The 24,371-nt window shown below is 64.1% G+C and carries 22 protein-coding genes; 11 read left to right on the top strand and 11 right to left on the bottom strand.

Annotation, left to right across the window (positions count from 1 at the left end; genetic code table 11):
• The first annotated feature begins 24 nt into the window (after positions 1-24).
• The 7 genes from acuI (at position 25) to IEX64_RS05650 (ending at position 7,010) form a co-directional block, all read left to right on the top strand.
• Positions 25-1,008, top strand: coding sequence for an acrylyl-CoA reductase (NADPH) (acuI, locus tag IEX64_RS05680; RefSeq protein ID WP_188818708.1), 984 nt, complete (start codon positions 25-27; stop codon positions 1,006-1,008).
• A gap of 85 nt (positions 1,009-1,093) precedes the next feature.
• Positions 1,094-2,806, top strand: a complete 1,713-nt coding sequence (locus IEX64_RS05675; RefSeq protein WP_188818707.1) for a class I adenylate-forming enzyme family protein — start codon at positions 1,094-1,096, stop codon at positions 2,804-2,806.
• A gap of 23 nt (positions 2,807-2,829) precedes the next feature.
• Positions 2,830-3,252 (top strand): nuclear transport factor 2 family protein, encoded by a 423-nt coding sequence (locus IEX64_RS05670; protein ID WP_188818706.1) that lies wholly within the window; start codon positions 2,830-2,832, stop codon positions 3,250-3,252.
• Positions 3,253-3,345: 93 nt separating this feature from the next.
• Entirely contained in the window at positions 3,346-3,780 is a 435-nt protein-coding gene (locus IEX64_RS05665; protein ID WP_308422587.1) for a MarR family winged helix-turn-helix transcriptional regulator, read from the top strand.
• 158 nt (positions 3,781-3,938) lie between these two features.
• On the top strand, positions 3,939-4,676 hold the full coding sequence (locus IEX64_RS05660) for an SDR family oxidoreductase (protein ID WP_188818705.1): 738 nt from the start codon (positions 3,939-3,941) through the stop codon (positions 4,674-4,676).
• 49 nt (positions 4,677-4,725) lie between these two features.
• The gene (locus IEX64_RS05655; RefSeq protein ID WP_188818704.1) at positions 4,726-6,207 is read left to right on the top strand and encodes an aldehyde dehydrogenase family protein; all 1,482 of its coding nucleotides are present in this window, start codon (positions 4,726-4,728) and stop codon (positions 6,205-6,207) included.
• Positions 6,208-6,281: 74 nt separating this feature from the next.
• Positions 6,282-7,010: a TetR/AcrR family transcriptional regulator gene (locus tag IEX64_RS05650; RefSeq protein ID WP_188818703.1), complete on the top strand. Its 729-nt coding sequence runs from the start codon at positions 6,282-6,284 to the stop codon at positions 7,008-7,010.
• A 90-nt stretch (positions 7,011-7,100) separates the two neighbouring features.
• On the opposite strand, the gene IEX64_RS05645 is transcribed toward IEX64_RS05650, so the two are convergent.
• Both IEX64_RS05645 and IEX64_RS05640 read right to left on the bottom strand, forming a co-directional pair.
• Positions 7,101-7,931, bottom strand: a complete 831-nt coding sequence (locus tag IEX64_RS05645) for an enoyl-CoA hydratase/isomerase family protein (RefSeq protein WP_188818702.1) — start codon at positions 7,929-7,931, stop codon at positions 7,101-7,103.
• 13 nt (positions 7,932-7,944) lie between these two features.
• Complete coding sequence (locus tag IEX64_RS05640) at positions 7,945-10,155, bottom strand: acyl-CoA dehydrogenase family protein (RefSeq protein ID WP_188818701.1); 2,211 nt, start codon at positions 10,153-10,155, stop codon at positions 7,945-7,947.
• Positions 10,156-10,442: 287 nt separating this feature from the next.
• On the opposite strand from IEX64_RS05640, the gene IEX64_RS05635 reads away from it, so the two are divergent.
• On the top strand, positions 10,443-11,243 hold the full coding sequence (locus IEX64_RS05635) for a DUF2889 domain-containing protein (protein WP_229710087.1): 801 nt from the start codon (positions 10,443-10,445) through the stop codon (positions 11,241-11,243).
• A gap of 42 nt (positions 11,244-11,285) precedes the next feature.
• Positions 11,286-12,611: an amidohydrolase family protein gene (locus IEX64_RS05630; RefSeq protein ID WP_188818700.1), complete on the top strand. Its 1,326-nt coding sequence runs from the start codon at positions 11,286-11,288 to the stop codon at positions 12,609-12,611.
• Positions 12,612-12,730: 119 nt separating this feature from the next.
• Here the strand turns inward: IEX64_RS05630 and IEX64_RS05625 are convergent, their stop codons facing one another.
• Positions 12,731-13,540, bottom strand: a complete 810-nt coding sequence (locus tag IEX64_RS05625) for a helix-turn-helix domain-containing protein (protein ID WP_188818699.1) — start codon at positions 13,538-13,540, stop codon at positions 12,731-12,733.
• A 399-nt stretch (positions 13,541-13,939) separates the two neighbouring features.
• Between IEX64_RS05625 and IEX64_RS05620 the strand changes: the two genes are divergently transcribed.
• The gene (locus tag IEX64_RS05620; protein WP_229710086.1) at positions 13,940-14,824 is read left to right on the top strand and encodes an enoyl-CoA hydratase/isomerase family protein; all 885 of its coding nucleotides are present in this window, start codon (positions 13,940-13,942) and stop codon (positions 14,822-14,824) included.
• On the opposite strand, the gene IEX64_RS05615 is transcribed toward IEX64_RS05620, so the two are convergent.
• The 6 genes from IEX64_RS05615 to IEX64_RS05590 form a co-directional block, all read right to left on the bottom strand.
• Positions 14,780-16,177: an amidohydrolase family protein gene (locus IEX64_RS05615; protein WP_188818697.1), complete on the bottom strand. Its 1,398-nt coding sequence runs from the start codon at positions 16,175-16,177 to the stop codon at positions 14,780-14,782. The two genes, IEX64_RS05620 and IEX64_RS05615, sit on opposite strands and share 45 nt — an antisense overlap.
• Complete coding sequence (locus IEX64_RS05610) at positions 16,171-17,307, bottom strand: CoA transferase (RefSeq protein WP_188818696.1); 1,137 nt, start codon at positions 17,305-17,307, stop codon at positions 16,171-16,173. Before IEX64_RS05610 ends, IEX64_RS05615 begins: the two co-directional genes overlap by 7 nt.
• A gap of 58 nt (positions 17,308-17,365) precedes the next feature.
• A complete protein-coding gene (locus IEX64_RS05605; RefSeq protein ID WP_188818695.1) occupies positions 17,366-18,868 on the bottom strand; it encodes a class I adenylate-forming enzyme family protein in 1,503 nt (500 codons plus the stop codon).
• Positions 18,869-18,908: 40 nt separating this feature from the next.
• Complete coding sequence (locus tag IEX64_RS05600) at positions 18,909-19,199, bottom strand: hypothetical protein (RefSeq protein ID WP_039283160.1); 291 nt, start codon at positions 19,197-19,199, stop codon at positions 18,909-18,911.
• Between the two features lie 62 nt (positions 19,200-19,261).
• Complete coding sequence (locus IEX64_RS05595; protein WP_188818694.1) at positions 19,262-20,488, bottom strand: CaiB/BaiF CoA transferase family protein; 1,227 nt, start codon at positions 20,486-20,488, stop codon at positions 19,262-19,264.
• 45 nt (positions 20,489-20,533) lie between these two features.
• On the bottom strand, positions 20,534-21,763 hold the full coding sequence (locus tag IEX64_RS05590; RefSeq protein WP_229710085.1) for a CaiB/BaiF CoA transferase family protein: 1,230 nt from the start codon (positions 21,761-21,763) through the stop codon (positions 20,534-20,536).
• Between the two features lie 331 nt (positions 21,764-22,094).
• Between IEX64_RS05590 and IEX64_RS05585 the strand changes: the two genes are divergently transcribed.
• Positions 22,095-22,415 (top strand): hypothetical protein, encoded by a 321-nt coding sequence (locus IEX64_RS05585; RefSeq protein WP_188818693.1) that lies wholly within the window; start codon positions 22,095-22,097, stop codon positions 22,413-22,415.
• A gap of 110 nt (positions 22,416-22,525) precedes the next feature.
• Here the strand turns inward: IEX64_RS05585 and IEX64_RS05580 are convergent, their stop codons facing one another.
• Together IEX64_RS05580 and IEX64_RS05575 are read right to left on the bottom strand one after the other, a co-directional pair.
• Positions 22,526-23,017: a MarR family winged helix-turn-helix transcriptional regulator gene (locus IEX64_RS05580; RefSeq protein WP_188818692.1), complete on the bottom strand. Its 492-nt coding sequence runs from the start codon at positions 23,015-23,017 to the stop codon at positions 22,526-22,528.
• A 24-nt stretch (positions 23,018-23,041) separates the two neighbouring features.
• The gene (locus IEX64_RS05575; protein ID WP_188818691.1) at positions 23,042-24,295 is read right to left on the bottom strand and encodes an acetyl-CoA C-acetyltransferase; all 1,254 of its coding nucleotides are present in this window, start codon (positions 24,293-24,295) and stop codon (positions 23,042-23,044) included.
• Between the last annotated feature and the right edge of the window lie 76 nt (positions 24,296-24,371).

Below are 24,371 nucleotides of genomic sequence, written 5' to 3'. Positions count from 1 at the left end.
GCGCCGAGAGGAAGGGAGTTCTCCATGTTTTCCGCTATCGTGATCGACAAGACCGACGACGGGCAGACCGTTACCCTGCAGCAGCTCGACGAAAGCGCACTGCCCGAAGGTGACGTGACCATCGACGTCGCGTTCTCGACTCTCAACTTCAAGGACGGCCTTGCCATCACCGGCAGCTCGCCGGTCGTGCGCAAGTTCCCGATGGTTCCGGGTATCGACCTTGTCGGTACCGTCACCGAGAGCGGCAATTCCGAGTGGAAGGCCGGCGACACCGTCGTCCTCAACGGCTGGGGTGTGGGCGAAGTCCACTGGGGCGGTCTGGCGCAGAAGGCGAAGCTCAAGGGCGAGTGGCTGGTGCCGCTGCCGAGCGCGTTCACCCCGGCGCAGGCCATGGCCATCGGCACTGCTGGCTATACCGCCGCACTCTGCGTCGATGCCCTGATTGATGCCGGTGTTACCCCGGATCAGGGTGAAGTGCTCGTCACCGGTGCCACCGGCGGCGTCGGTTCGGTTGCCATTGCGCTGCTCAAGAAGCTGGGCTTCTCGGTTGCCGCGCTGACCGGCAAGGCTTCGGAAGCCGACTACCTCAAGTCGCTGGGCGCCGAGACCATTATTGAGCGCTCCGAAATGTCCGAGAAGGGCAAGCCGCTCCAGAAGGAGCGCTGGGCTGGCGTCGTCGACACGGCCGGCAGCTTCACCCTTGCCAATGCCTGCGCCCAGACCAAATACGGCGGCGCCGTCGCGGCTTGCGGCCTGGCCCAGGGCATGGACCTGCCTGCCACCGTCATGCCATTCATCCTGCGCGGCGTTTCGCTGCTCGGCATCGACTCGGTGATGGCGCCGAAGGCCAAGCGCCTGAAGGCCTGGGACCGTCTCGCCAAGGATCTCGATCCGGCGGTGCTCGACACCATCGGCCAGACCATCGGTCTCGGCGATGCCATCGATGCGGCCAAGAAGTTCATGTCGGGTGAGGTCAAGGGCCGCTACATCGTCGACGTGAACGCCTGATCGGGCAAACCGAAAAGCGCCCGGCAGCCGCGATCTGCGGTGCCGGGCGTTTCCGCTTACGACAAACGGGAACGGGACAGGATTGATGACAGCGAAGGTCGAAGTGGTGGACGGCATGTCCGTGGTGCGCGGTATTCCGCTTGCCGAGGAACCGGGCATTGGGGCCCTCACGCTGGCCGGCCTGATCCGCGAGGTTTGCGACGCGCACGGCCCGAACGAGGCGCTCGTGCTGCATCTCGACGGCCAGGAGATCCGCTGGACCTATTCCGAGCTGTGGGACAAGTGCATGGCCGTGGCCCGTGCGCTGGTCGCCTGCGGTGTCGGCAAGGGCACGCGCGTCGGTGTGATCGCCACCAACCGTCCCGAATTCCTTTCAAACGTTTTCGGTGCCGCACTGGCCGGCGCCGTGCCGACGCCGATCAGCACGTTTTTCACCCCGACCGAACTGGACGAGGTCCTGACCGCTGCGGGCGTTTCCGTCCTGCTGGCCGAGCACAAGGTGCTCAAGAAGGACTTCGGCACCATCCTGACCGAGCTTGAGCCCGCGCTTGCGAGCAGCGCCCCCGGCGCCTTCGCTTCGACCCGTTATCCGTTCCTGACCCATGTCGCCTTTATCGACAGCGACGAAGGCAAGGGGGCTATCGAAGGCACCGCGGCATTCCTCGATCGCGGGGAAGCGGTGGACCCGGCGATCGTCGATGCCCGCGCCGCGCAGGTCGCGCCGGCCGATCCGGGCATCCTGCTGTTCAGCTCGGGTTCGACCGGCAAGGTCAAGGGCATCCTCTCGGCCAATCGCGGTGCCTGCCTGCAGGCCTGGCGCTGGCCGCAGTGGTACCGCTTCGAGGAACCGCCGCGGACATGGTCGGCCAACGGCTTCTTCTGGTCGGGCAACTTCTGTCAGGGCATGGGCGCCACGCTCGCCGCCGGTGGTGCGCTCATCCTGCAGCGCTGGTTCGATGCCGAAGAGGCGCTCACGCTCATGGACCGCGAGAAGGCGACGATGCCGGTGGCCTGGCCGCACCAGTGGGCTCAGCTCGAAGCGGCGTCGAACTATGAGAATGTGGACCTCTCCAGCCTTAAGTACGTCGACATGTACACGCCGCTGGCGCGCCACAAGACGGTGAGTTCCACGTGGCGTCAGCCAGAGTGGGCCTATGGCAACACCGAGACGTTCACGCTCATCACCACCTATCCCGCGAATACGCCGCAGGAAGAGCATCGCGACAGTAACGGTGTGCCCACGGCGGGCTCGATCATCAAGATCGTCGAGCCGCTGACCGGAGCGACCGTGCCGATCGGCGAACGCGGCGAGATTGCCGTGAAGGGCCCGACCTTGATGATGGGCTACATCGGCATTCCGCTTTCGGAATCGGTCGACGACGAAGGCTTCCTGCGCACCAGCGACGGTGGGTACATCGACGAAGATGGCCGTCTGTTCTGGGAAGGCCGCCTCAACGACATCATCAAGACCGGCGGCGCCAATGTCTCCCCGCTGGAGATCGACGCGGTGATCCGCGAATGCCCCGGCGTGAAGATCTCGCAGACCGTCGGCGTGCCCGACGAACTGCTGGGCGAACTGGTCGTGTCCTGCATCGTGCCGCACGAGGGTGCGGAGCTCGATGAAGCGACGATCCGCACGTACGCCAAGGAAAAGCTCGCCAGCTACAAGCTGCCGCGCCGCGTACTCTTCGTTGCGGAAGACGATCTGGAGACGACGGGCAGTTCCAAGATCAAGACCGCCGACTTGCGCAAGCTGGCGGCCGAAAGGCTCAAGGAAATGGATGCCGCCGCCGGCTGAACGGCGGGGCCATGGGAGAGATCATGACCCAAACTCCGGACTTCGCCGACTGGCTGGCGATCTGCAACCTCAAGGCCGCCTATTGCCGGCTGCTCGATACCAAGGACTGGGAAGCTTGGCGCCAGCTCTTCACCGAAGACTGCGTGGTCGATACGCGTCCGAGCGGCGGGACGCTGGAAGAAGGGCGTGACGGCTTCGTCGACATGGTCTCGCAGTCGCTGGCCGATGCCAAGACGGCGCACCAGATCCACTCGCCGCAGATTACGGTGGATGGCGACCGCGCCGACGTGGTCTGGGCGATGCAGGACCGGGTGGTGAAAGACAGCTTCGCGCTGACCGGCTATGGCCACTACCACGAGACCTGCGTGCGCACCGCCGATGGCTGGAAGATCGCGCATCAGACCCTCACGCGCCTGATCGTCGAGATGGACGGCAAGCCCGCCTGAGGCCTGTCCGTTTCGCGCTATCGCCTGCAATAGCGCGAAATTTGCTGGTCAATAGTAAGCAAGCCTACTAATCCTGTGGCGATGGAACGCAGGGTGGGTACGGTGCTCGCTCAAGTCGCGCGGCTTATGCGGCGCGCCTTCGACGAACGCGCAAGAGAGATTGGCGTCACGCGCCCGCAATGGCAGGTGCTCAGCGTGCTGTTGCGGCACGAGGGCATCAAGCAGGGCGGCCTCGCCGAGATACTCGAGGTCGAGCCGATCACGGCCGGGCGCATGATCGACCGGATGCAGGATGCCAAGCTCGTCGAACGCAAGACCGATCCGGCGGATCGCCGGGCATGGCGGCTGTTTCTGACGCCGCGCGGCCGCGAGATCATCGACCGGCTGCAACCGCTCGCCAGGGAAACCACCGAAAAGACGCTGAAAGGCATCTCGGAGGACGACCAGGCGGACCTGCTGCGCACGCTGGATACGATGCTGGAAAACCTCACCGGAAGGCCTGCTTCGTCGGCGTCCTGGGAGGATTGAGGCGCATCGCACCGGCGCGCCTTGACGCAGGGCCTGCGAACTATCGCGACCGCGATAGGCAGGACCTTGCCGAGGAGCTATCTAGTCTGGAAACCAAACCCGCGCTTTTTTGAACGGCATGTCGCCGTCGCGCTGGAATTTGGATTTTGGGAGGAACTGTGGGCAAGACAATCGTCATCACCGGTGCCGGTGCGGGCATGGGCAAGGCTCTCGCGACGCGTTTTGCCAGCGAAGGTGAAACCGTGATCCTGCTGGGCCGGACCTTCTCGAAAGTCCAGGCCCTGGCTGATGAACTCGGTGCTCCGGCCATGGCGGTCGAGTGCGATGTGGGCAGCGCCGACTCCGTCCGCGCCGCCTTCGCGAAGATCGCCGAAGTTCACCCCAAGATCGACGTGCTCATTAACAACGCTGCGATCTACGAGCCGTTTACCGTCGCAGAAGCGACCGACCAGCAGATCGACGGCATTATCGCCACCAATCTCAATGGCCCGATCTACTGCTGCCGCGCCGCCATCCCGATGATGGAGGCCGGTGCGCAGATCATCAACGTGGGCAGCGAATCGATCGCCGTACCTTTCGTGATGCTCTCGCTCTACCAGACGTCCAAGGCCGGCCTCGAGATGTTCAGCAACGCGCTAGAAGCCGAACTCGAGGAGTCGGGCATTCGCGTGACCGTGGTCCGTGCCGGCCCGATGTACGACGAGAGCAAGGAAGCCCCGAACTGGGACCGCGATGCGGCGATGCGCTTCCACATGGGCTGTACCAAGAACGGGCTCGACCTGCGCACTCGTCCGGTCTCGCACTCCTCGTCGGTGACGGGCGTGTTCCGCGCCGTGCTGGACCTGCCGCCGGATGTGAAGCTGTCCCATGTCACCATCGGCGCCCGCAAGCCCTGAGCGCCATTCGATACCCGATCTGATTTCGACACTTGCCAAGGATCAACCTATGACCACCCTTCCAGATGCCAAGCTCTACATCGACGGCAAGCTGTGCGATGCAACCGGCGGCGGTACTTTCGACGTCATCAGCCCGTGGACCGGCGGGTCCGTAGGCAAGGCGGCCGATGCCACGGCCGAGGACGTCGATGCGGCGATTGCCGCTGCGCGCAAGGCCTTCGACACCACCGACTGGTCGACCAACACCGAAAAGCGCGTGGCGCTGGTGAAGAAGTACCGCGAGCTGTTCGAGAAGAACCGCGCGCGTCTCGGCGAACTGGCCGTGCATGAAGCAGGCGCCGCGCTCGGTGCTGTGAACCGCGCCCACGTCGACATGGCCCTCGACGGCTGGGACGACTACATGGTCGTGTTCGACAAGATCGAATGGGAACTCGACTACGGCGAAAAGCCCGCCTTCGGCATGATCCACAAGCGCCTCGGCCTGCGTGAAGCGGTCGGGGTCGTCGGGGCGATCACCCCGTGGAACGTGCCGCTCTACGTCAACATCGGCAAGGTCGTTGCCGCGCTGCTGGCCGGCTGCACCGTCATCCTCAAGCCCGCTCCCGACACGCCGGGTATGGGCGCGATCTTCGGCGAGCTGGCCAAGGAAGCGGGCTTCCCCGATGGCGTCATCAACGTGGTGTTCGGTGCCGATCCGGCGCTCGCCGGTGAAATGCTCGTGACCGATCCGCGCGTCGACCTGATCTCGTTCACCGGCTCGACCGGCGTCGGCAAGCGCATCATGGAGCAGGGCGCCGCTTCGCTGAAGCGCGTGTTCCTCGAACTGGGCGGCAAGTCGGCCAAGATCGTGCTCGACGATGCGCCGAACTTCCAGATGGACGTCGCCATGTCGATGCTGGTGTTCCACGCCGGCCAGGGCTGCGCGGTGCACTCGCGCCTGCTCGTCCCGAAGAGCCGCTACGAGGAAGCCAAGGCTATCCTCAAGGGCGCCTATGGCCAGTTCGGCGACAACTGGGGCGAAGTCGACAACCCGGCGCACATCATGGGGCCGGTCGTCTCCAAGCGTCAGATGGAGCGCGTGAAGAGCTACATCGATCTCGGCCAGGAAGAGGGCGCGACGCTGCTCGTCGGCGGCAACATCCGTCCCGACAAGGGCAACGGCTTCTTCGTCGAGCCGACCTGCTTCGTCGACGTTACCAACGACATGCGCATCGCCCAGGAAGAGATCTTCGGTCCGGTCCTGGTGGTCATCCCCTACGAGGACGATGAAGATGCCATCCGCATCGCCAACGAAAGCTCCTACGGCCTTTCGGGCGGCGTTTCGGGCAGCCACGACCGTGCGATGAACATCGCGCGCCGTGTGAAGACCGGTTCGATGAGCGTCAACAACGGCATGTGCATTGCCGGCGACATTCCCTTCGGCGGGTTCAAGGCCAGCGGCATGGGCCGCGAATGGGGTGTCGAGGGTATCGAGGAATACACCGACATCAAGATGCTGGCGTGGCCCGTCGGCCAGGCGGAACCGGCCTGATAAAAAACAAGACGATGGGAGGGCAGGCCGAACCGGGCTTGTCCTCCCTGAGATATTGGGGGAAGGGTGTGGCGATGAATCCGGAATCGCCCAGTTTGGCGCGCCTGCCCGCGCAACTAGCTGCTGCCGTGACTGATGCCTGCGCATCGGTAAGTCACAATCTGAACGGGCAAAAGCTCGGGAAAAAGGGCAGGGTCACGCGCGAGCGGATCCTGGCGGCGGCGATTGAGTTGATCGATTCACCGGATGAGCCGGTGACGCTCAGTTCAGTCGCCCGGCGAGCGTCGCTGGGTATGACGTCGCTGTATAACTACTTCACCGACCTGACCGAACTGCTGCTGGCTGTGCTGGAGCCGGTGATGGCGACATCGGAATCGGCCTATCTGCATCTGCTGCGGGAACGCTGGCCGGATGAGGAACTGTTCGATTGCTGTTACCGTTTTGTCCGGGCGTATCACGATTTTTGGCTCCGCCATTCGCGGCTGTTGCACATGCGCAATGCGCTTTCCGACCAACGCGATGCGAGGATGCTGTCTCACAGGATCGACACCACGCGGCCAATCATATCGCTGCTGGTGAGCCAGATGGGTATGGAAACGCCGCTCGACGGCGCCGATACCTCGATGGCAACGATGGTTATGATCGGAGTCGAGCGATCGATCACGATCGCCACCGATCCCGATCTGCGCCGGGAGGTCGGCATGGAAGGTGTAAGTCCCGACAGATTCCTGGTGCCCGGTGCCCGGCTGATGGAACTGGCCATTCGCGACGGACGTTCAGGATCGCGTTACCTTTCACACTGACACCATTACCCTATCTTCGGGACATCAAAAAAAGCCCGGCCGGTCGAACCGTGCCGGGCTTTTTTGCCGAATAAGTAATGGAGCAGGTGCCTACTTGCTCTTGCCGCCTACGCCCTTGAGATAGGCTTCCATACCCTTGATGTAGTCGGGGTTCAGCATGAGCCCGCTGTTGGCCATGCGCTCGACATGACGCGCGGAATCGCGGCCGACTTCGGCGCAGAGATCGATCGCGACTTTGGCGGCGCCCATCTGCTCACCGTTCTGCTTCGCCAGGTGGCGGCAGAACTCGAGAACGTCCTCGTCGAACGTCTCGTCCTCGTAGACCTGGTGAACGAGGCCCATGGTGAAGGCCATGTCGGCCGGAGCCGGCTTGTTGGCCATGATCAGCCAGCGGGCCCAGTGCGGGCCGCACAGACGCGTCAGGCGCGAGACGCCGCCCGATGCCGGGAGTACGCCGAACAGGCCTTCCGGGAAGGCATAGCCGGCACTCTTCGCGGCAAGGCGGAAGTCGCACGAGAGCGACATTTCGAGGCCGCCGCCCACGCACATGGCCTGGTGGGCGACGACGATCGGCTTTTCCACGTGCTCCATCTCGTCCCACAACTGCTGCATGTTGTTGAGGTTGAGACGGTGGTTTTCGCGGATCTTGCTGGCCGAGTTGCTGGCGACGTTGACTTCCGAAATGATGTTCCGGTTGCCGCCGCGCAGGTCCGCGCCCGAGCTGAAGTAGCGCCCGGTCGAACGGATCAGCATGACCTTGAGCTCGGGCGTGTCGCGCAGACGCAGCACGGCGTCGGTCAGCAGGTCCATCATCTCGCGGCTGATGGCGTTGAGCTTGTCCGGCCGGTTCAGCGTACAGATGATGACACCCTGTTCCGACGTATCGTCGACGAGCAGGTGCGGTGCTTCCTGTTCAGACATCGTTTCCCCCTCCTCAGTTGCGCGAGCGCGGCAGGCCAAGGCCCTTTTCGGCGATCATCGAGCGGTGCACCTGGCTGGTGCCGCCGTAGATGGTCGTGCCGTGGGCATGGCGATAGGCGAGGTTGATGGCATCGGCCGCACCCTTGCGCTTCGAGAGCGAATGCGGGGCGGTGAGATCGAGCAGGTCGCGCGAATCCGTGATGAACAGCTCGGACGAGAACATCTTCGCCATCGGGCCGTAGGCGCCGTTGCCCTTGCCGTGAACCTGAGTCCAGTTGGCACGGTAGGCGATCATTTCCGAAGCGAGCACGTTGGCATAAGTGCGGGCAAGCCGCTCCTGCGCCTTGGGCTTCTCGATCAGCTTGCCGCCGCCGGCGACCTTGATCTCGCCGCAGAGTTCGACGGCGTCTTCCAGCAGCGCGCGCTGCACCTTGGCGAAGCCGCCGCCGTGCTCGAGCTCGAGGCTCGCGGCCATCGTGCGGCCACCGCCGTTGATCGCGCCGAGGCGCCACGTGTCGGGGATGCGCACGTTGTCGTAGAACGTGACGTTGGTGCGCTCATCCATGAAGGTGTGCACGGCCTGCACGGTCACACCCTCGGCCTTGAGCGGGACGATGAACATCGTCAGGCCCTTGTGCTTGGGGGCATCCGGATCGGTGCGGCACAGCATCAGCACGTAGTCGGTCAGGTTGGCGCCGCTGGTCCACATCTTGGTACCGTCGATCAGCCAGGAACCGTCTTCCTGCTGCGTGGCCTTGCACTTGGCGGCGAAGACGTCCGAGCCGCAGCCGGGCTCGGAGTAGCCGAGCGAGCAAATGGCATCGCCGGACATGACCTTCGACAGGACGTCCCGCTTGAGCTCGTCGGTGCCGAAGCGCTCGATGATGAGCGCAACCATCTGGGCGACGCCGGCGACCGGGTTGGTCCAGCCTTCTTCCTCGAACGCGTCGCGCGCGGCTGTCACCGCATAGGGATCAAGACCGCGTCCACCGACATCCTTGGGGAGTTGCAGGTAGGCGAGATTCGCCTCGACCAGCTGCTTGTGGATGACCGGGTTGTGGCCTTCCCACGAGAAGTGGAACTTCTCGCGCTGTTCGTCGGTGACGTTCTTGGCGAAGAACTCGCGGATTTCCTGCTGGATCGCACGGGCATCCTCACCCAGATCGAATTCGATCTCGAGATCGCCCACGTCGGGCAGGCTGGCGGTTTCGCCGGCGTAGAGACGGCGGCCGGCTTCGGTGAGCCAGTCTTCCGGGTCGCCTGCGACCAGCGGCCAGGCCTTGGCGCGCAGGTTGTAGAGGTGAATGTCGTGTTCGGTGGTAAGGCCAATGCCGCCAAAGGTCTGCACGGCATGGCGCACCGTACGGCCGGCAGCGCCTGCAGCGTACCAGATGGCGAGCGAAATCTGTGCGCCGGCTTCAGCCTGTCCATCGGCGATCGAGCGCATGGCCCGCCAGGCGAGGAACTTGGAGGAGTCGATTTCGCAGATCAGGTCGGCCATCGGATGCGACAGCGCCTGGAAGGTGCCGATGAATACGCCGAAAGCCTTGCGTTCGCCGGCATATTCGGCCGCCATCATCAGGGCAGCGCGGCTGAGGCCGGACAGCGCCACCGCCATCAGCAGCTTCCATTCCTCAAGGCCGCTCGCGAAAGCGGCGAGGGCATCGTCGCCGCTGGCGAGGACGGTCGAGGGCAGGGCGCCGAGGTCCAGTTCGGCGATGGGCGTGGTCGCGAGATTGGGCTCTGCCACACGCGCCTCTTCCGGCACGGAAACGAGCACGATGTCGTTACCCTTGCGCGCGACGACAGCTTCGGCAACCAGACCGCCGGCGATCCACTGTTTGGGGAACTCGGCGACGTCGTGCATTGCGATGGAGACGACCGATGCGCCGGCAATGGCATTTTCAAGCAATTCGTCCTGACCGCCGAAACGCGCCAGCAGGCTGGTGGCAACCAGCGCTTCGGCGAGCGGACCGGAGACGAGCGTCCGGCCGGCTTCTTCCATCAGGACACAAGCATCGAGCAGGCCGAGTCCCATGCCGCCGGCTTCTTCGGATACGCGCATGGCGAATGCGCCGAGTTCGGCGAGACCGGCCCAGAGTTCGGGATCGAAGCCGCCGCTTTCCTGGGCCTTGCGAACCCGGGCGGTGCTTGAGTTGTCGTCAAGGAAGCGCGCAAAGGTGTCGCGCATCATTTCCTGTTCGTCGGTCAGGTCGAAATTCATCGCAGGCTATCCCAAGGCTTATTGTTGTCGGTCGGCTTCTCTCGGCGATCAAGACGCCTTCATTGGTCCTGACCATAGACATCGGGACCGTTCAATCACCACCTCTATGCAATCGCTCGCGCGATGGCTCGCGGCGCATATGGTTTGGCAGGCCGGTGAGCGTTACCCTCCGCCAACTCAGCCATGCTGCAGCTGACTTCACGTCCGCTGCAATGTGCTCAAATCGACGGGAGAAAGCCTTACCCGGTAGATGGGCCAGGGCGTGCCAGCGGATCACCTTTTCAAGCGTGACCGGCGCGCGGGGTCCCGATCCGGCCGGCATAGAGATGAACGCGCGCGTCGCAGACGATATCACCACCTTGCCCGGTTACCGGCGCGTTCTGCGCATCGAGCCGGAACAGGGCAGTGTGCTCGCCATGCTGGAAGACGACCTCCATTGCATGGCCGTTCGTCTGCGACATGACGGGAAATGCGTCACCGCGGTCGAACCGCTGATGGAGCGTGTGCCGTGGACCATTTGTCCGGGCGCTGCCGAAGTCCTTGTGAAGACCTTTACCGGCACCGCGCTCAAGGATGTGACGGCACGGCGCGAAAAGCAGGCGAACTGCACCCATCTTCACGATCTCGCGATAATCGCCGCGGCCCATGCGCTGGACGAAGCGTCGATCGATTACCATATCTTTGTAAGCGACCCGCGCGATGCGGATGGCGAGCCCGAGCGCAGGCTGGAAATCCGGCGCAACGGGCACCTGATGCACAGCTGGGTCGAACGAGGCGGGAATTTCGTCGCGCCGTCAGACCTTGCGGGCCTCAGCGCGCTTACCATGCGCGACTGGATCGCATCGCTGGAAGGCGCGGAGCAGGAAGCCGCACGGCTGTTGCAGTGGGGCTCGCTGGTCGCGCATGGCCGCACGATGACGGACGAACAGCGCCGGTCTTCCCTGGGGGTGCGGCCGAGCTGTTTCACGATGCAGCCCGAACGCGTGGAGCACGCGCGCATGGCGAACGGAATTCACGATTTCAGTGCAGGCGGGCGCGAACCGCTCGAAGGCCTGCGAGACGAGTTCGAGGCCGCGCATGGTCCTTGATGAACAACGCCCCCTCAATGCATTCCAATAGGGAGAAGCCGCATGGAAATGAATGATATGGTGATCATCAGCGTCGATGATCACATCAGCGAACCGCCCGACATGTTCAAGAACCACCTCTCCGGCAAGCTGCTCGAAACGGCGCCGAAGCTGGTGAAGGACGACAACGGCAAGGACGTATGGGTCTATCAGGGCCAGAGCTTCGCTTCGGTCGCGCTGAACGCCGTGGTGGGCCGTCCTTTCGAGGAATACGGCATGGAGCCGACCTCGCTCGACCAGCTTCGCGACGGCGTCTACATGGTCGACGAGCGCGTCAAGGACATGGACGTCAACGGCATTGCCGCCTCGCTCAACTTCGGCTCGGTCTTCGACTTCGCCGGTGGCCGTCTGCACCGCGTGCCCGACCGCGAACTCGCCGTCCACCACGTCTCGGCCTACAACGACTGGCACATCGACGAATGGTGCGCCGCGCATCCGGGCCGTTTCATTCCCTGCGCGATCCTGCCGACCTGGAACATGGAAGCGACGATCGCCGAACTGAAGCGCGTGTCGGCCAAGGGCTGCCACACGGTATCGATCAGCGAGAACCCGACCTGCCAGGGCCTGCCTTCGATCCACAACGCGTACTGGGATCCCTTCTACAAGGCGATCAACGAACTCGACATGACGATCTGCCTGCACATCGGCGGCGGCAACCCGGCTCCGCATGCGTCGATGGAAACGCCGATCGAGGCGTGGATTTCGACGATGCCGATGTCGATCGCCTACGCCGCGTCGGACTGGCTGAACCTCAAGGCGCTGCATGACTATCCCGACATGCGCATCGCGCTTTCGGAAGGTTCGATCGGCTGGGTACCGTACTTCATGGAGCGTGCCGACTTTTCGAACTCGCGCCACAAGTACTGGACGCACTCGCTGTTCCAGAACACCAAGCCGAGCGACATGTTCAAGAAGCACTTCCTGAACTGCTTCATCGACGATGCCTTCGGCCTCGATAACGTCGAATACATCGGTGAGGACAACATCGCCTACGAGTGCGACTATCCGCACTCCGACACGCTGTGGCCGGAAGTGCCCGAGCGCCTGTGGCCGACGATCAAGCACCTCACCGATGCGCAGATCGACAAGATCACGCACGGCAATGCCATGCGCTGGTTCCGCTTCGATCCGTTCAAGCACATTCCGAAGGAAGAGCTGACCGTCGGTGCGCTGCGCAAGAAGGCCGAGGAAGAAGGCGTCGACACCACGCCCAAGTCCTCGCTGGGCGAGCGCCCGCTGGCCGAAGGCGAAGTGCGTCCCGTCACCTCGGGCGATATCATGAAGATGTTCAGCCGCCACGAGGAAACCGAGGCGAAGGAAGAAGCCTGATCGCCATCGGCGGCAGCGCCTGAAACGTCAGAGGCCCCGCGAGTTGACTCGCGGGGCCTCTTCCGTTGGGAGCTGTAAAAACGGGGGCGGGTGCCGCGTCCCGCTTGCCTGGCGCCGGCTCAGGCCGCGTTGGCGTTCGGGAAGGTTTCGACGTTCGTGGTCATTTCCGGGTCCGGCAGGCATTTGCGCATCGCGTCGCTGAGGCACTGGAAGAGGGCTTCCGGATTGACCTTGTCGTCCTTGCCATAGACCACGCTGACGACCAGCGGATGACCTTCGGGCTGACGCGGCAGCAGGCCGCACAGCGCGTCGGCGCCGGTGCTGAAGCCGGTCGGACCGAACACATGGCGCGGCTCGCGGCAGGCATCGATGCGGGCCATCATGTCGCCGAAGTTGAACTTGGCGGCTTCTTCCGCTTCCGCGTTGAGGCGGCGGACCATGCCTTCGCAGCGCTGGCGGGCAATGGTCGAAAGCATCAGCCAGCCGGCCGCGCTCTGCACCAGCGGCTCCTTCACGCCGCCGGCGAGTTCGCGGGTGGCAGCCATGGCGCGCGGGCCGTGGCGCCAGCTGACGATCTGGGCGTCGAGTCCGACCATCGAGAGCAGCGCGACCGAAAGGCCGGTCTGCGCGACCAGGCGGTCCATCAGGCGCACGATGCGACCGTCGCGGACCAGCTCGGGCTGCCCGGAGGTGCCAAGCAGCGCGGCGCGCGGCGTGAGGCTATAGGCGCGGGAATAGGGGTCCTTGTGAAGAAGGCCCAGCTCGACAAGACTGGAAAGCAGTTCAGACGTGCTCGACTGCGGTCGGTTGTACCGACGCACAATATCCATGACCGTCGCTTCCTTATGGGTGTCGTCGAAGTACTCGAGCACTTCGATCACCCTGCGCGCGATCTTTGCCTTGTTCGATGATGTAGTCTTGCCAGCCATGAGGTCTCTCCTCCCTCCGATTGGATGTGAAACTCGCTTTTACCCCCGAGTCGATCTTGCTGCCTTTTTCCGAGTCGGGCTCGAAAAAATGAGCGTCGCTCGTTTTTTGCTCAGCTGGGTTAGCATCAACAGACCTGTTGATCAAGACGTCCGGGTGTATACCGAACGGAAAAACTTGCATCTGGAAGCACTGTGATGTGTGTTTTCACGAGAACGCTAGTCCCGCTGCCAATAGTTTCGAGCGGGAACTCGGGGGGTGGTCAACTTCGATCCGGCAGGCCATGGCATACGCGCGATGAATGACAGGTCTGCGGGAGTCACAAAAAAGTCATGGTTTGCGCGGCGCTCACAGTCCCGGCAGCAGAACTGGCAAGAGAGGCTGCGCAGTGGCGCGAACCCGTGGCGTTCATCGATTTGCACCGTGAAGCGGCAGACGTGCCGAACTTTTCGTTGCCACCCTGTCCGGTCATTGGAGTCGGGCGCCGCGATCATCCGCTCGCGGCCCGTTTGGATACGATAGTTGAAAGTTCATTCGACTCCGAGGCACTGGAACAGGCCGCAAGGTCCCAGCCGCTCGCCGCAGCCACGGTAGCGCAGCTCCTGCGGCTGCTTCCGTCCTTGTCGCTGGAGCAGGGTCTGATCGCGGAGTCTCTGGCCTATGCCGTGCTACAGGGAAGCGAAGCGCATCGCACTTGGGTGGCAGCCAGGCCGTCGGCGGAGATCTTGCCGGAAGGCCAGGTGCTTCTCGAACGCGTGGAAGACGATCTGGCGATCACGCTGGACCGGCCGGAAGCCGGAAATGCCATCGACCGCCCCATGCGCGACGGGCTTCACGAAGCCTTTGCGCTGGCCAACGCCGATCTCTCGATTGCGCGCGTGGTGCTACGCGCAAAGGGCAAGGCGTTCAGCCTCGGTGCGGACCTTGGAGAATTCGGCACGACCACGGACCCGGCAAGGGCCCATGCCATCCGCATGCTGACTTTGCCGGCACGCGAGGCGGTACGCTGCGCCGATCGTTTCGAGGTCGAGATCGACGGCGCCTGTATCGGGGCCGGACTGGAACTGGCGGCCTTTGCGCGGAAGGTGCGGGCTTCGCGCCGGTCATGGTTCCAGCTTCCCGAACTGGCGATGGGCATCCTGCCGGGCGCGGGTGGCTGCGTGTCTTTGACCCACCGTATCGGACGGCAGCGTGCGCTGCTGCTGATCCTGTCGGGCAAGCGGATCGGCGCCCGGCAGGCGCTAGACTGGGGGCTGATCGACGCGCTGATGGACGAGGCACCCTGAAATCCACGTTCCGGCGACGTCCTCACTCAACAGGCGCTCGCGAGCCTCGGCCCAGGGACGATCGAGCAGACAGAGGTCGGCAGTCTCACCCGGCGCGATCGTGCGCTGGCAGGCAAGGTCGCACGGATCGGCGAAGTAGAGCTCCAGCGCTTCTTCGGGTGTGAGCGTTTCCTCCGGGCCTATGGTCGCGCCCGTGGCCGTACGCCGATCAACCGCCGAGGCCATGGCGAGCCAGGGATCGGCGCTGCCATAGGGCGCATCGCTGCCTCCGGCCATGACGAGACCGGCATCGCGCAGGCTGCGCAGGCGGTAGAGATCGCTGTGATGCCGGGGCTCGACATCGGCCAGGTAACGGTCGCCGCGCTCGCGGATGAAGTGCGGTTGCACGCACGTCTGGAGATCGAGAGCGGCCATGCGCGCGACAAGATCGGGCGAAGCGACCGATACGTGTTCGATCCGGTCGCCGGGCAGGGTGCCGCTCTCCTCTAGCAAGGCCAGCGCGAAGACCAGTTCGACTTCGGTCACGCAGTGCACGGCCAGTGCTCGGCCTTGCGCTTGTCCGGCTTTCACGAATGCGACGGCTTCGTCGAAGTCGGGGAGGGCGGCCTCATGCAGATGCAGCTTGAGCGGGCCCAGGCGCCAGCCGGCCGGTTCGGCTTCGGCAAGCGCCAGCGATCCCGCGAGTACGAGCGATTGCTTGAGCGTGCCGCTCTCGCGTTGCTGCGCGAAATGAGCGGCCATCACCGGATCGTTGCGCGGCGACATATCGGTCGCGCCGGTCACGCCGAAGGCTGCCAGTTCGCGCCTGACCTCGCCGAGATCGGGCGGCGTGCTGCCGAGCGCCTGTTGCAGCCAGGCATCCTCATCGAAAAGGCGCCCGGTGAAACGACCGTCGCGGCGTTCAAGGCCGGGGGGCGCTTCTACGCGCGCAAGCAGTTCGTCGAGCGCCAATGAGTTCAGAAGCCACATGCGTCCGGTGCGGTGCTGTAGGCGTAGCGGCCGGTGGGCGATCAGCGCATCGAGCGCGGGGGCATCGGGCAAGCGGTCTCCCGTCACGCTTTCGTGAAAGCCGATGCCTCTGATCCATCCCGAGCCGGGGTGGTTGAGCGCGCGGCGCAGGCCTTCGATGTCGGTGACCTCGGGCGGGCCGCAGGCGACTGATGCCTTGCGTGCGGCAAGTCCGGCGAGATGGATATGGTGGTCGTGCAGGCCCGGAAGCAGCGCACCGCCACGGGCGTCGATCACCGGCTCGTCCGGGCGCGGTTCCAGATGGCCGAGTTCGGCGATGCTGGAACGCGAGATGCGCACGTCGCACCGGCCTGACTTCCAGACTTCGGCGTTGCGGATCAGCACCGGACCAGTTCCGGCAGATAGCGTGCCGTGTCCGCGCCGATCTCGCGCACTTCCGCTTGCAGCGGGCGTCGCTGAACCAACGGGAAGGGTGCACCGGCCGATGTGCCCCACGCCCGAAGTTCGGCATCGATGGCCGCGCGGTCGTGCTGGCGTTCCTCGGCCAGGGCCATGGCGGAAATGGCGCTCATCGACAGCCCGATGCGCTGGGCCACGCCGCTGCGCAAGGCCGCCAGTCCCTCGCGTGCGGCGGTGATGCCGGTCAGCGGATCGGCTATGGCATCGCCGACGTAGCCCATCTCGCCGGTCAGCGCTGCCATGGCGCGCGACAGGCCGCCTGCGACGCCGCAGTCATTGCCGATGCCGACCCAGTTCGCGGCGTCTCCGGTTGCGCCGTGGCCGGTTATGGAGAGCCACACCAGGCCGGGCACGTCCCGCACCAGAGCATCGGCATCCACACCGAGATGGCGCAGCGCGCGGGGGCGGGAGGATTCGATCACCACGTCCGCGCGGCGGATGAGGGCAATCAGAGCCGCCTTTTCGGTCTCATCGGTCAGGTCGACGAGCACATTGGCCTTGCCCTGATTTATCAGATCGAAGGTCGTGGGGTCGTCGCGCCGGATGAGGTCGGGACGCGAGAGGCTTTCGACTTTCACGACTTCCATGCCCGCTTGCCAGAACAGGTGTCCGGCGAGCGGTCCGGCCCAGATGGCCGACAGGTCCAAGACCAGCGGCCGGTGGCTGGTAGGGCGTTCCCTATGCGGGCCGCGTGCCAGGACTTCGATGGGCGGTGCTGCGGGTTTCTCGTCCGCCGAGGCTACGGGCAGGCCGAGCGCGCGCCCGGTCTCGACCAGCCTCGCGCAGTCGTGCCGCGCCACTGCGGCGGCAATGGCATCGGCGTTGCGGATATCGAGATCGGGATCGCCGAAGAGGGCGGGAAGCAGTTCGCGGTCGATGTCGCGGATCAGGGTGAGGGCGAACCAGCCCCCGTCGCGGGTCGGCATCAGGCGGCTGCCGCCGAGCCCGGCCGAGACCGGACCGCTGATCCGGTACCCGCCGTTGGAGCCGCGCTCGCCCATCAGCGAGGCGCCATCAAGTGCGCAAAGGGCAGGGACCTGATGATCCCTGCCCATGGCTTTCAATTGCCTGTCGGCCCAGCGCCCCAGAGGGATTGCCGGGCCGGAAGGTGTCTCAGGTGTCCGCAAGGACTTCCTTGACCTTCCGCCGCAGCAACTTGCCCATCTCGTTATAGGGCAGCTCTTCCACGAAGGCGATTTTCTCGGGCACGCGCGAGGAGCGCAGGCGCGAGCGGATCATCGACTTGATTTCGTCTTCGCCCGGCGTCTCGTGCCCTTCGCGGGTGACGATGGCAACGCCCACGGCCTCGCCCCATTCCACGGATGCAACCGCGCAGGCGCAGGCATCGGCGATGGCCGGATGCGTGAGCAGAACGTCCTCGATTTCACCCGGCGACATGTTCTCGCCGCCGCGCACGATCACGTCGTCGGCACGGCCGGAGAGGAACAGATAGCCGTGCTCGTCCATGTAACCCGCATCGCGGGTCGGGAACCAGCCCTCGGCATCGAGCGCGCTCTTTTCCTTGTACTCGCCCGAAACCTGTTCGCCGCGCACATAGATCTCGCCGGGCTCGTTGGGGCCGAGCACTTCCCCATTCTCGCCGCGGATCTGCATTTCCACGGTCGGGATCGGTTGACCCAGAGAGGTGAGGCGCGCGCGCACCTTCGGATCGTCCGAAGCCAGCGCCTCGCGGTGATCGTCGGGGCCGAGCAGCGCGACGGTGGAGCTCGTTTCGGTCAGGCCATAGGCATTGGTGAAACCGGCGGAGGGGAAGCGTTCGAGCGCCTTGTGGATCACTTCCAGCGGCATCTTGCCGCCGCCGTAGGCGATTGCGCGCAGGCTTTCGGTGTTGGCGGTCACGCCCTTTTCCATGGCATCGACGATACGCGCCAGCATGGTCGGGACGACGAAGGCATTGGTGACCGTTTCGGTCTCGACCAGGCCGAGCCAGCCTTCGGGCGTGAAGTTGGGCAGCATCACGATCTTGCGCAGCGAGTAGATCGAGCTGAGCAGCGCCGAGATACCGGCGATGTGATAGGGCGGCACCACCACCAGCGCGGCATCGGCTTCGTCAGCGGACGCGAATTCCACCGTGCCGAGGATGTAACCGAGCAGGTTGGAGTGGCGCAGGATCGCGGCCTTCGGCGCGGCGGTGGTGCCGCTGGTGAAGAGCTGGATCGCGATGCCTTCGCCCGGATCGTATTCGCGCGATTCCGGCTCGGGCACGGTTTCCTGCGCCTTGAGCGTGAATTCCTCGCGCGAGAAGATCGTGTGGCCCTGATCGCCCGCGACGCGCATGATGCGTTCTTCATCGCCCACGACCAGTGCCGGCGAGACGCGATCAAGCAGTGCTGCGAGGTCGGCATCGGGCAGACGGTAGTTGAGCGGGCAATAGGGCACCCCGGCCAGGGCCGCGCCGAACACCGCGATTACCGCCGCTTCGCTGCTCTCGTCGAGCAGGGCGACGTATTCCGCCTCGCTTTCCTGAATCAGTTCGAAGGCACCGCGTGCGGCGTCGAGCAGGTCTCCATAAGTCCAGCGCTTGCCGTCGCAGACGAGACCGACGCGGTCGGGCGCGGCTTCCGCCGCCATTTCGAGTAGAAGGGCGATGTTCATCGGTTAATGCGGCCTTGGCTCGGGTGTTTTGTCGCGTGGCTCAGTCGGAAGCGGGAAGCGGCTTGGCGTCCTTGACGACCAGCGCAACACCATCGACCGAGAGCGAGCCCTTGCCGGGCTTCACGCAGAGCAGCTCGTACTTGCCGTCGGCATCGACATAGCGCTTGCCCATCAGCGTACCGGCCGAGAAATCGGCGGAGAGCGGCGCGGCTTCGGCGGGCTTGGCTTCGCCCATCGGCGCACCGCCGCATTCGATCTGACCGTCGGCGCAGCGGATGACCATGACTTCGGTGTCGCAGGCGGCACTCTTCAGACGGGTTCCAGGCTTCATTTCAAGTTCCTTCGTATCGGGTTATCTGTTGCGAATATATTGCATGCGGCACCTGCTCCGCATCATGCAATAGCACCGTGTGCCTTTAGGCTTTCGATGTCGTCCCATTCAAGGCCGAGCTCGAGCAATACCGTCTCAGTATGTTCTGATGGCTGTGGAGCACGAGGCGTTGCGAACGCCTGGTGATCGAACTGCACGGGGCTGCGCACGATGCGCATCGGATCGGAGCCGTCGATCGGTTCGACTTCCATGAACGTGTCGTTGGCCTGCGCCTGCGGATCGTCGCCGAGGTCGAGCAGGGTCTGGACCGCCGCCCACTGGCCGCGCATCGTCTGCAGGCGTTCGCACCAGTAGGCAAAGGTCTGCGCGCCAATGGATGCGGTGATCACTTCGCTGGCCGCGGCGCTGTTTTCCATGAGCGAAAGGGCATTGGCAAAGCGGGGATCGTCCGCCGCTTCGGGAATGCCGAGATGCTCGAAGGTGTCGCGGATGTAGGGGTCCGGGACCATGATGAAGAGGCTGATGACGCGCCCGTCCGAGGTCTTGTAGTGGCCCAGGAAGGGATTGACGGCCGCGCCGCCGGCCTGCGGCTTGCTCACCCGCATCATCTTGCCGGTGTGCAGATAAGGAGCGACGACCTGACCCATCGACCACATAGCGCTGTTGAACAGCGAAACGTCGATCTCGGAGGTCTCGCCGGTCTGCGCGCGGTTGTAGAGCGCGGCGGCAATGCCCCCGGCCAGATACATGCCGCTGATGGAATCGCCCATGCCGCCCACGCCCATGGTCAGCGGGACGTCGAATTCCTGCGGGGTCAGCGCGTGGCCAAGGCCGGAATGGATCCAGAAGGCAGTGGCGTCGAAAGCGCCGCGATCACGCGATGGGCCCTTGTCGCCATAGCCGCTGCCGCGGGCATAGATGATATCGGGATTCGCGGCGCGGATGTGCTCCACGTCGATCTTCAGCTTCTGGCGTGCGGAAGGCAGGTAGTTGGTGAGAAAGACGTCGGCGGTCTTCGCCAGCTCGTAGATGAGCTTCTGGCCTTCCTCGGTCGCGACGTCGATGCCGATGGAGCGCTTGCCCCGGTTGGGGTGCTCGATCATCGGATTGACGACCGGGTCGAGCTTGGCGCCGGCGATCGAAAGCATGCCGCGCTGCGCATCGCCGCGCACGGGATGCTCGACCTTGATGACGTCTGCGCCCCAGTCGGCCAGCACGGCACCGGCAGCAGGGACGAAGACGAACTGTGCCACTTCCAGCACTCTTACGCCCTTCATCACCTGCTTCATGCCGGTCTATCCTCTTGTACGCTTAAGTGAGGGCAGGGACCGCGATCAGGCGATCGCACCCTTGGCCTTCCATTCCTCGATCTTGTCCCACTCGACGCCCATTTCCATGAGCACGATCTCGGTGTGTTCGGACGCCTGCGGCGAGCGGGTGGTCTCGACCGGTTCGCCATTCCACTGCACGGGGCCGCGCACCAGCTTGAGCGGATCGCCGCCGTCAGCCGCCTCGACTTCGACGATCATGTCGTTGGCGAGGGCCTGCTCGTCTGTAAGCAGGTCGGCAAAGCTCTGGATCGGTGCCCACTGGCCGGAGAACGTCTTGAGGTGCTGGCGCCAGTATTCGAACGGCTGGGCCGCGAAAGCCTTTACCAGGATGTCGCTGGCGGCTCCGGCATTCTCGAACAGGGCGCGCGGTTCGGAGAAGCGTGGATCGTCTGCCGCTTCGGGAACACCAACATGCTCGAACAGGCTCTTGATGTGGCCCGTGGGAGAAATCGTGCACAGGTTGATCGTGCCGCCATCCGAAGTCTGGTAGTTGCCCATGAAGGGATTACGCGCCGCGCCGCCCGAACCGGGCATCGGGTTGCGGGTGAGAATGCCGGTTTCGGCCACCTGCGCGATCAGGGCACCCGACGCCCAGGCGGCCGTGCTGAGCAGCGAGACGTCTAATTCGGAAGTTTCACCGGTCTTTTCGCGGTGATAAAGTGCTGCGGAAATGCCGCCCGCGATGAACATACCGCCGATGGAATCACCGAAAGCGGGAATGCCCTGCGAGAGCGGGCCCGGCAGTTCTTCCGGCGTCATCGAATAGGCGACGCCGCTGCGCGACCAGAAACAGGTTCCGTCGAAGCCGCCGACGAGCCGTTCGGGGCCCTTGTTGCCGAGCGCCGAGCCACGCGCATAGATAATGTTCGGATTGACGGCGCGGATGTGCTCGACGTCGAACTTGTTCTTCTGGCGCACCTGCGGAAGGTAGTTGGTCAGGAAGACATCGCACTGCTTGGCGAGTTCGTAGAGAACTTCCTGGCCTTCCGGGGTCGACAGATCGATGCCGACGGAGCGCTTGCCGCGGTTGGGGTGTTCGAACAGCGTGTGGCGCTGCGGGTCGAGCGTCACGCCGCCCATATTGAGGAAGCCACGCTGCGTGTCGCCGCGCACCGGGTGTTCGATCTTGATCACGTCCGCGCCCCAGTCCGCGAGGATCGCGCCGGCGGCCGGAGTGAAAGTGAACTGCGCTACTTCCAGGACGCGCACGCCCTCCATGACCTTTGTCGACATCTGCTGCCAGTCCCTGTTGTGTTCTTGCAAATCAGCGGCTCTCGAAACCCGCTTTCAGGGCATTTTCGAGTTCGCCCCGGTTTGCGCGTAATCCATTGGCGGATCAACCTCATAGCCCATCGTGCAGACGATTATCCGAAGGGTGATTCGGCGCTGCAACAAGATAATTGTGCGATGCAGCGTGGAATTTAGGGTATTTAAAACAATTAGTTAATGAAAGTTGAGGAAATCGAGTTTGCACTTGCGTCATTTGCAATTGACTTTTCCGAAGAGAACTCCTAACCTAGGTTAGTAAGTTAAGAAAACCACATTCCGCATTCTGGAGTTACACATGATCAAGTTTGCCCCTCTCGCCGCCCTTGCCACTGTCGCGACCCTGGCCGTTGTGCCGACCACCGTGTTCGCCGAGACGACCCAGGCTGTCCGTGAAGTCACCGAAGAAGCTGCTGCTCCGGTTGAACTCAACGCTGGCATGATGCTGTACGCTTCGAATGGCTACCGCATTGCGCCGATCTACCGCGTGAACGCCGAAGGCAACCCGCAGGTCATCATGAACGGTCGTCTGGTCACCGTTCCGGTTTCGACTGTCAGCGAAGTCGAAGGCAAGGTCGTGACCTCGCTTTCGAAGAAGGAAATCGCTCGCGCCAAGTAAGCGCGAAACGAGCTCTCAAGAAGGAAGGGCGGTGCCGCGAGGTGCCGCCCTTTCTCTTTGTGCGTGGTCTGTTGGCGAGATCGCGTTCCGCCGCAGCGAAGCCCGAAGGCTTAGCCGCGGCTGACGTTCTCGTAGATACGTTCCATGAAGCTCAGCAGCTTCTCGATTTCCTCGTCCGAGAAGCCGGCGAACATGCGCTGTTCGCTTTCCGAGGCAATCGCGCCGAGCTTTTCGAGCAAGGGGCCCGCCTTATCGGTCAGATAGACGGCCCGCGCACGGCGGTCGTCGCGCCGGTCGCGGCGTTCGAGCAGGCCGTCAGCGCACAGCCGGTCGATCAGGCGACCTGCCGAGGCTTCGGACATCTCGAGGTATTCGGCGATCGTGCGCTGCGTGGAACCCGGATAGCGGGCGACGATCGCGATCATCGCCCACTGTGAACGGGTGACGCCGAGCGTAGTCACCTTGCGGTCGAAGTTGTTGCGCTGCAACCGCGAGATGACGGTCATCCGCAGGCCGACCTGCCGCTTGGGGCTTTCGGCACGGACGTCGAAAGGATCCTTCTTGCATCCTTCGGTCGTCTTGTTTTCTGCGTCGGTCGCCACGCGCTGCTCCTGCTTAGCTATCGTTCAGACGCGCTCGATGATGATGGCGGGCGCCATGCCGCCGGCGGCGCACATGGTGATCAGGCCATAGCGGCCACCCGTACGCTCCAGTTCGTCCAGAGCCGTACCTATCAGCATGGCGCCGGTGCCGGCAATGGGGTGCCCAAGAGCGATCGAGCCGCCGTTGGGGTTTACCTTGGCGCGATCGAGGTCGAGGTCGCGGATGAACTTCTCGACGACGACGGCGAACGCCTCGTTGATTTCCCAGACGTCGATATCGTCCTTGGTCAGGCCGGCCTTTTCGAGCACCTTCTTGGCGGCCGGGACCGGACCGTTGAGCATCAGCGTCGGGCAGTCGCCGATCTCGGCCATGGCAACGATGCGGGCACGCGGCTTGAGGCCGTGCTTCTCGGCATAGTCCTTCGAAGCGAGCAGGATCGCCGACGCGCCGTCGACAACGCCCGAGGAAATGCCGACGTGGTGGATCGGCTTGATCTCGACGTCGGGATAGACCTGGTTGATAAGCTCGACATAGGTCTTGCCGCCTTTGACCGAGGGCATGTTGTAGAACATTTCGAACGCCGGCTTGAGCTGGGCGAGGCTTTCCGTGGTCGTTTCCGGACGCGGGTATTCCTCGTGATCGAGGATCACGTTGCCCTCGTCGTCCTTCACCGTGATGGTGGACTTGTCGAAGCGGCCTTCCTTGATCGCCACGTCGGCGCGGCGCTGGCTTTCGGCGCCCCAGGCTTCGAGTTCCTCGCGGGTGATGCCTTCCATCGCAGCGATCGCGTCTGCGCACACGCCCTGGTTCGACTGCGGATGCTTGGCCTGCAGGCGAGGGTTGCCGGCACCCATGCCGGCGCTGCCGAGACCGGCTTCGCGCATCTTCATGCCGTAGGCGTTGGCGTAGGACAGCATGTCCATGCCGCCCGATACCATCAGGTCGGACATGCCCGACATGATCATCGCCGAAGCGAGGCTGGTCGAGGTGATGCTCGAGCCGCAGAAGCGGTTCAGCGTCACGCCGCCGGCCTTGACGTCGTAACCGGCATCGAGCGCCGCCATGCGGCCGATGTCGCCGGCCTGCAGGCCGAGCGCGGCGGACACGCCCCAGATCACGTCGTCGACGTCTGCAGTGTCGAGATTGTTGCGTTCCTTGAGGGCCGAGAGCACCGCTGCGGACAGGTGTTCCGGGTGCATTTCCGAGAGCGCGCCCTTGCCCATCTTGCCGATACCGCGCGGGGTCCGGACAGCGTCGATGATATAGGCTTCGGTCACGATTGGTCTCCTCAAATTCCGGTGCGCGCGCGGCGCCGTTTCCGGGGTCATGCGTGGGCGTCTGGGGAAATGCAAT

Origin of the sequence: Novosphingobium indicum (assembly GCF_014645195.1) — a bacterium.
GTDB lineage: Bacteria > Pseudomonadota > Alphaproteobacteria > Sphingomonadales > Sphingomonadaceae > Novosphingobium > Novosphingobium indicum.
This window is presented reverse-complemented; position numbering and strand designations above follow the sequence as displayed.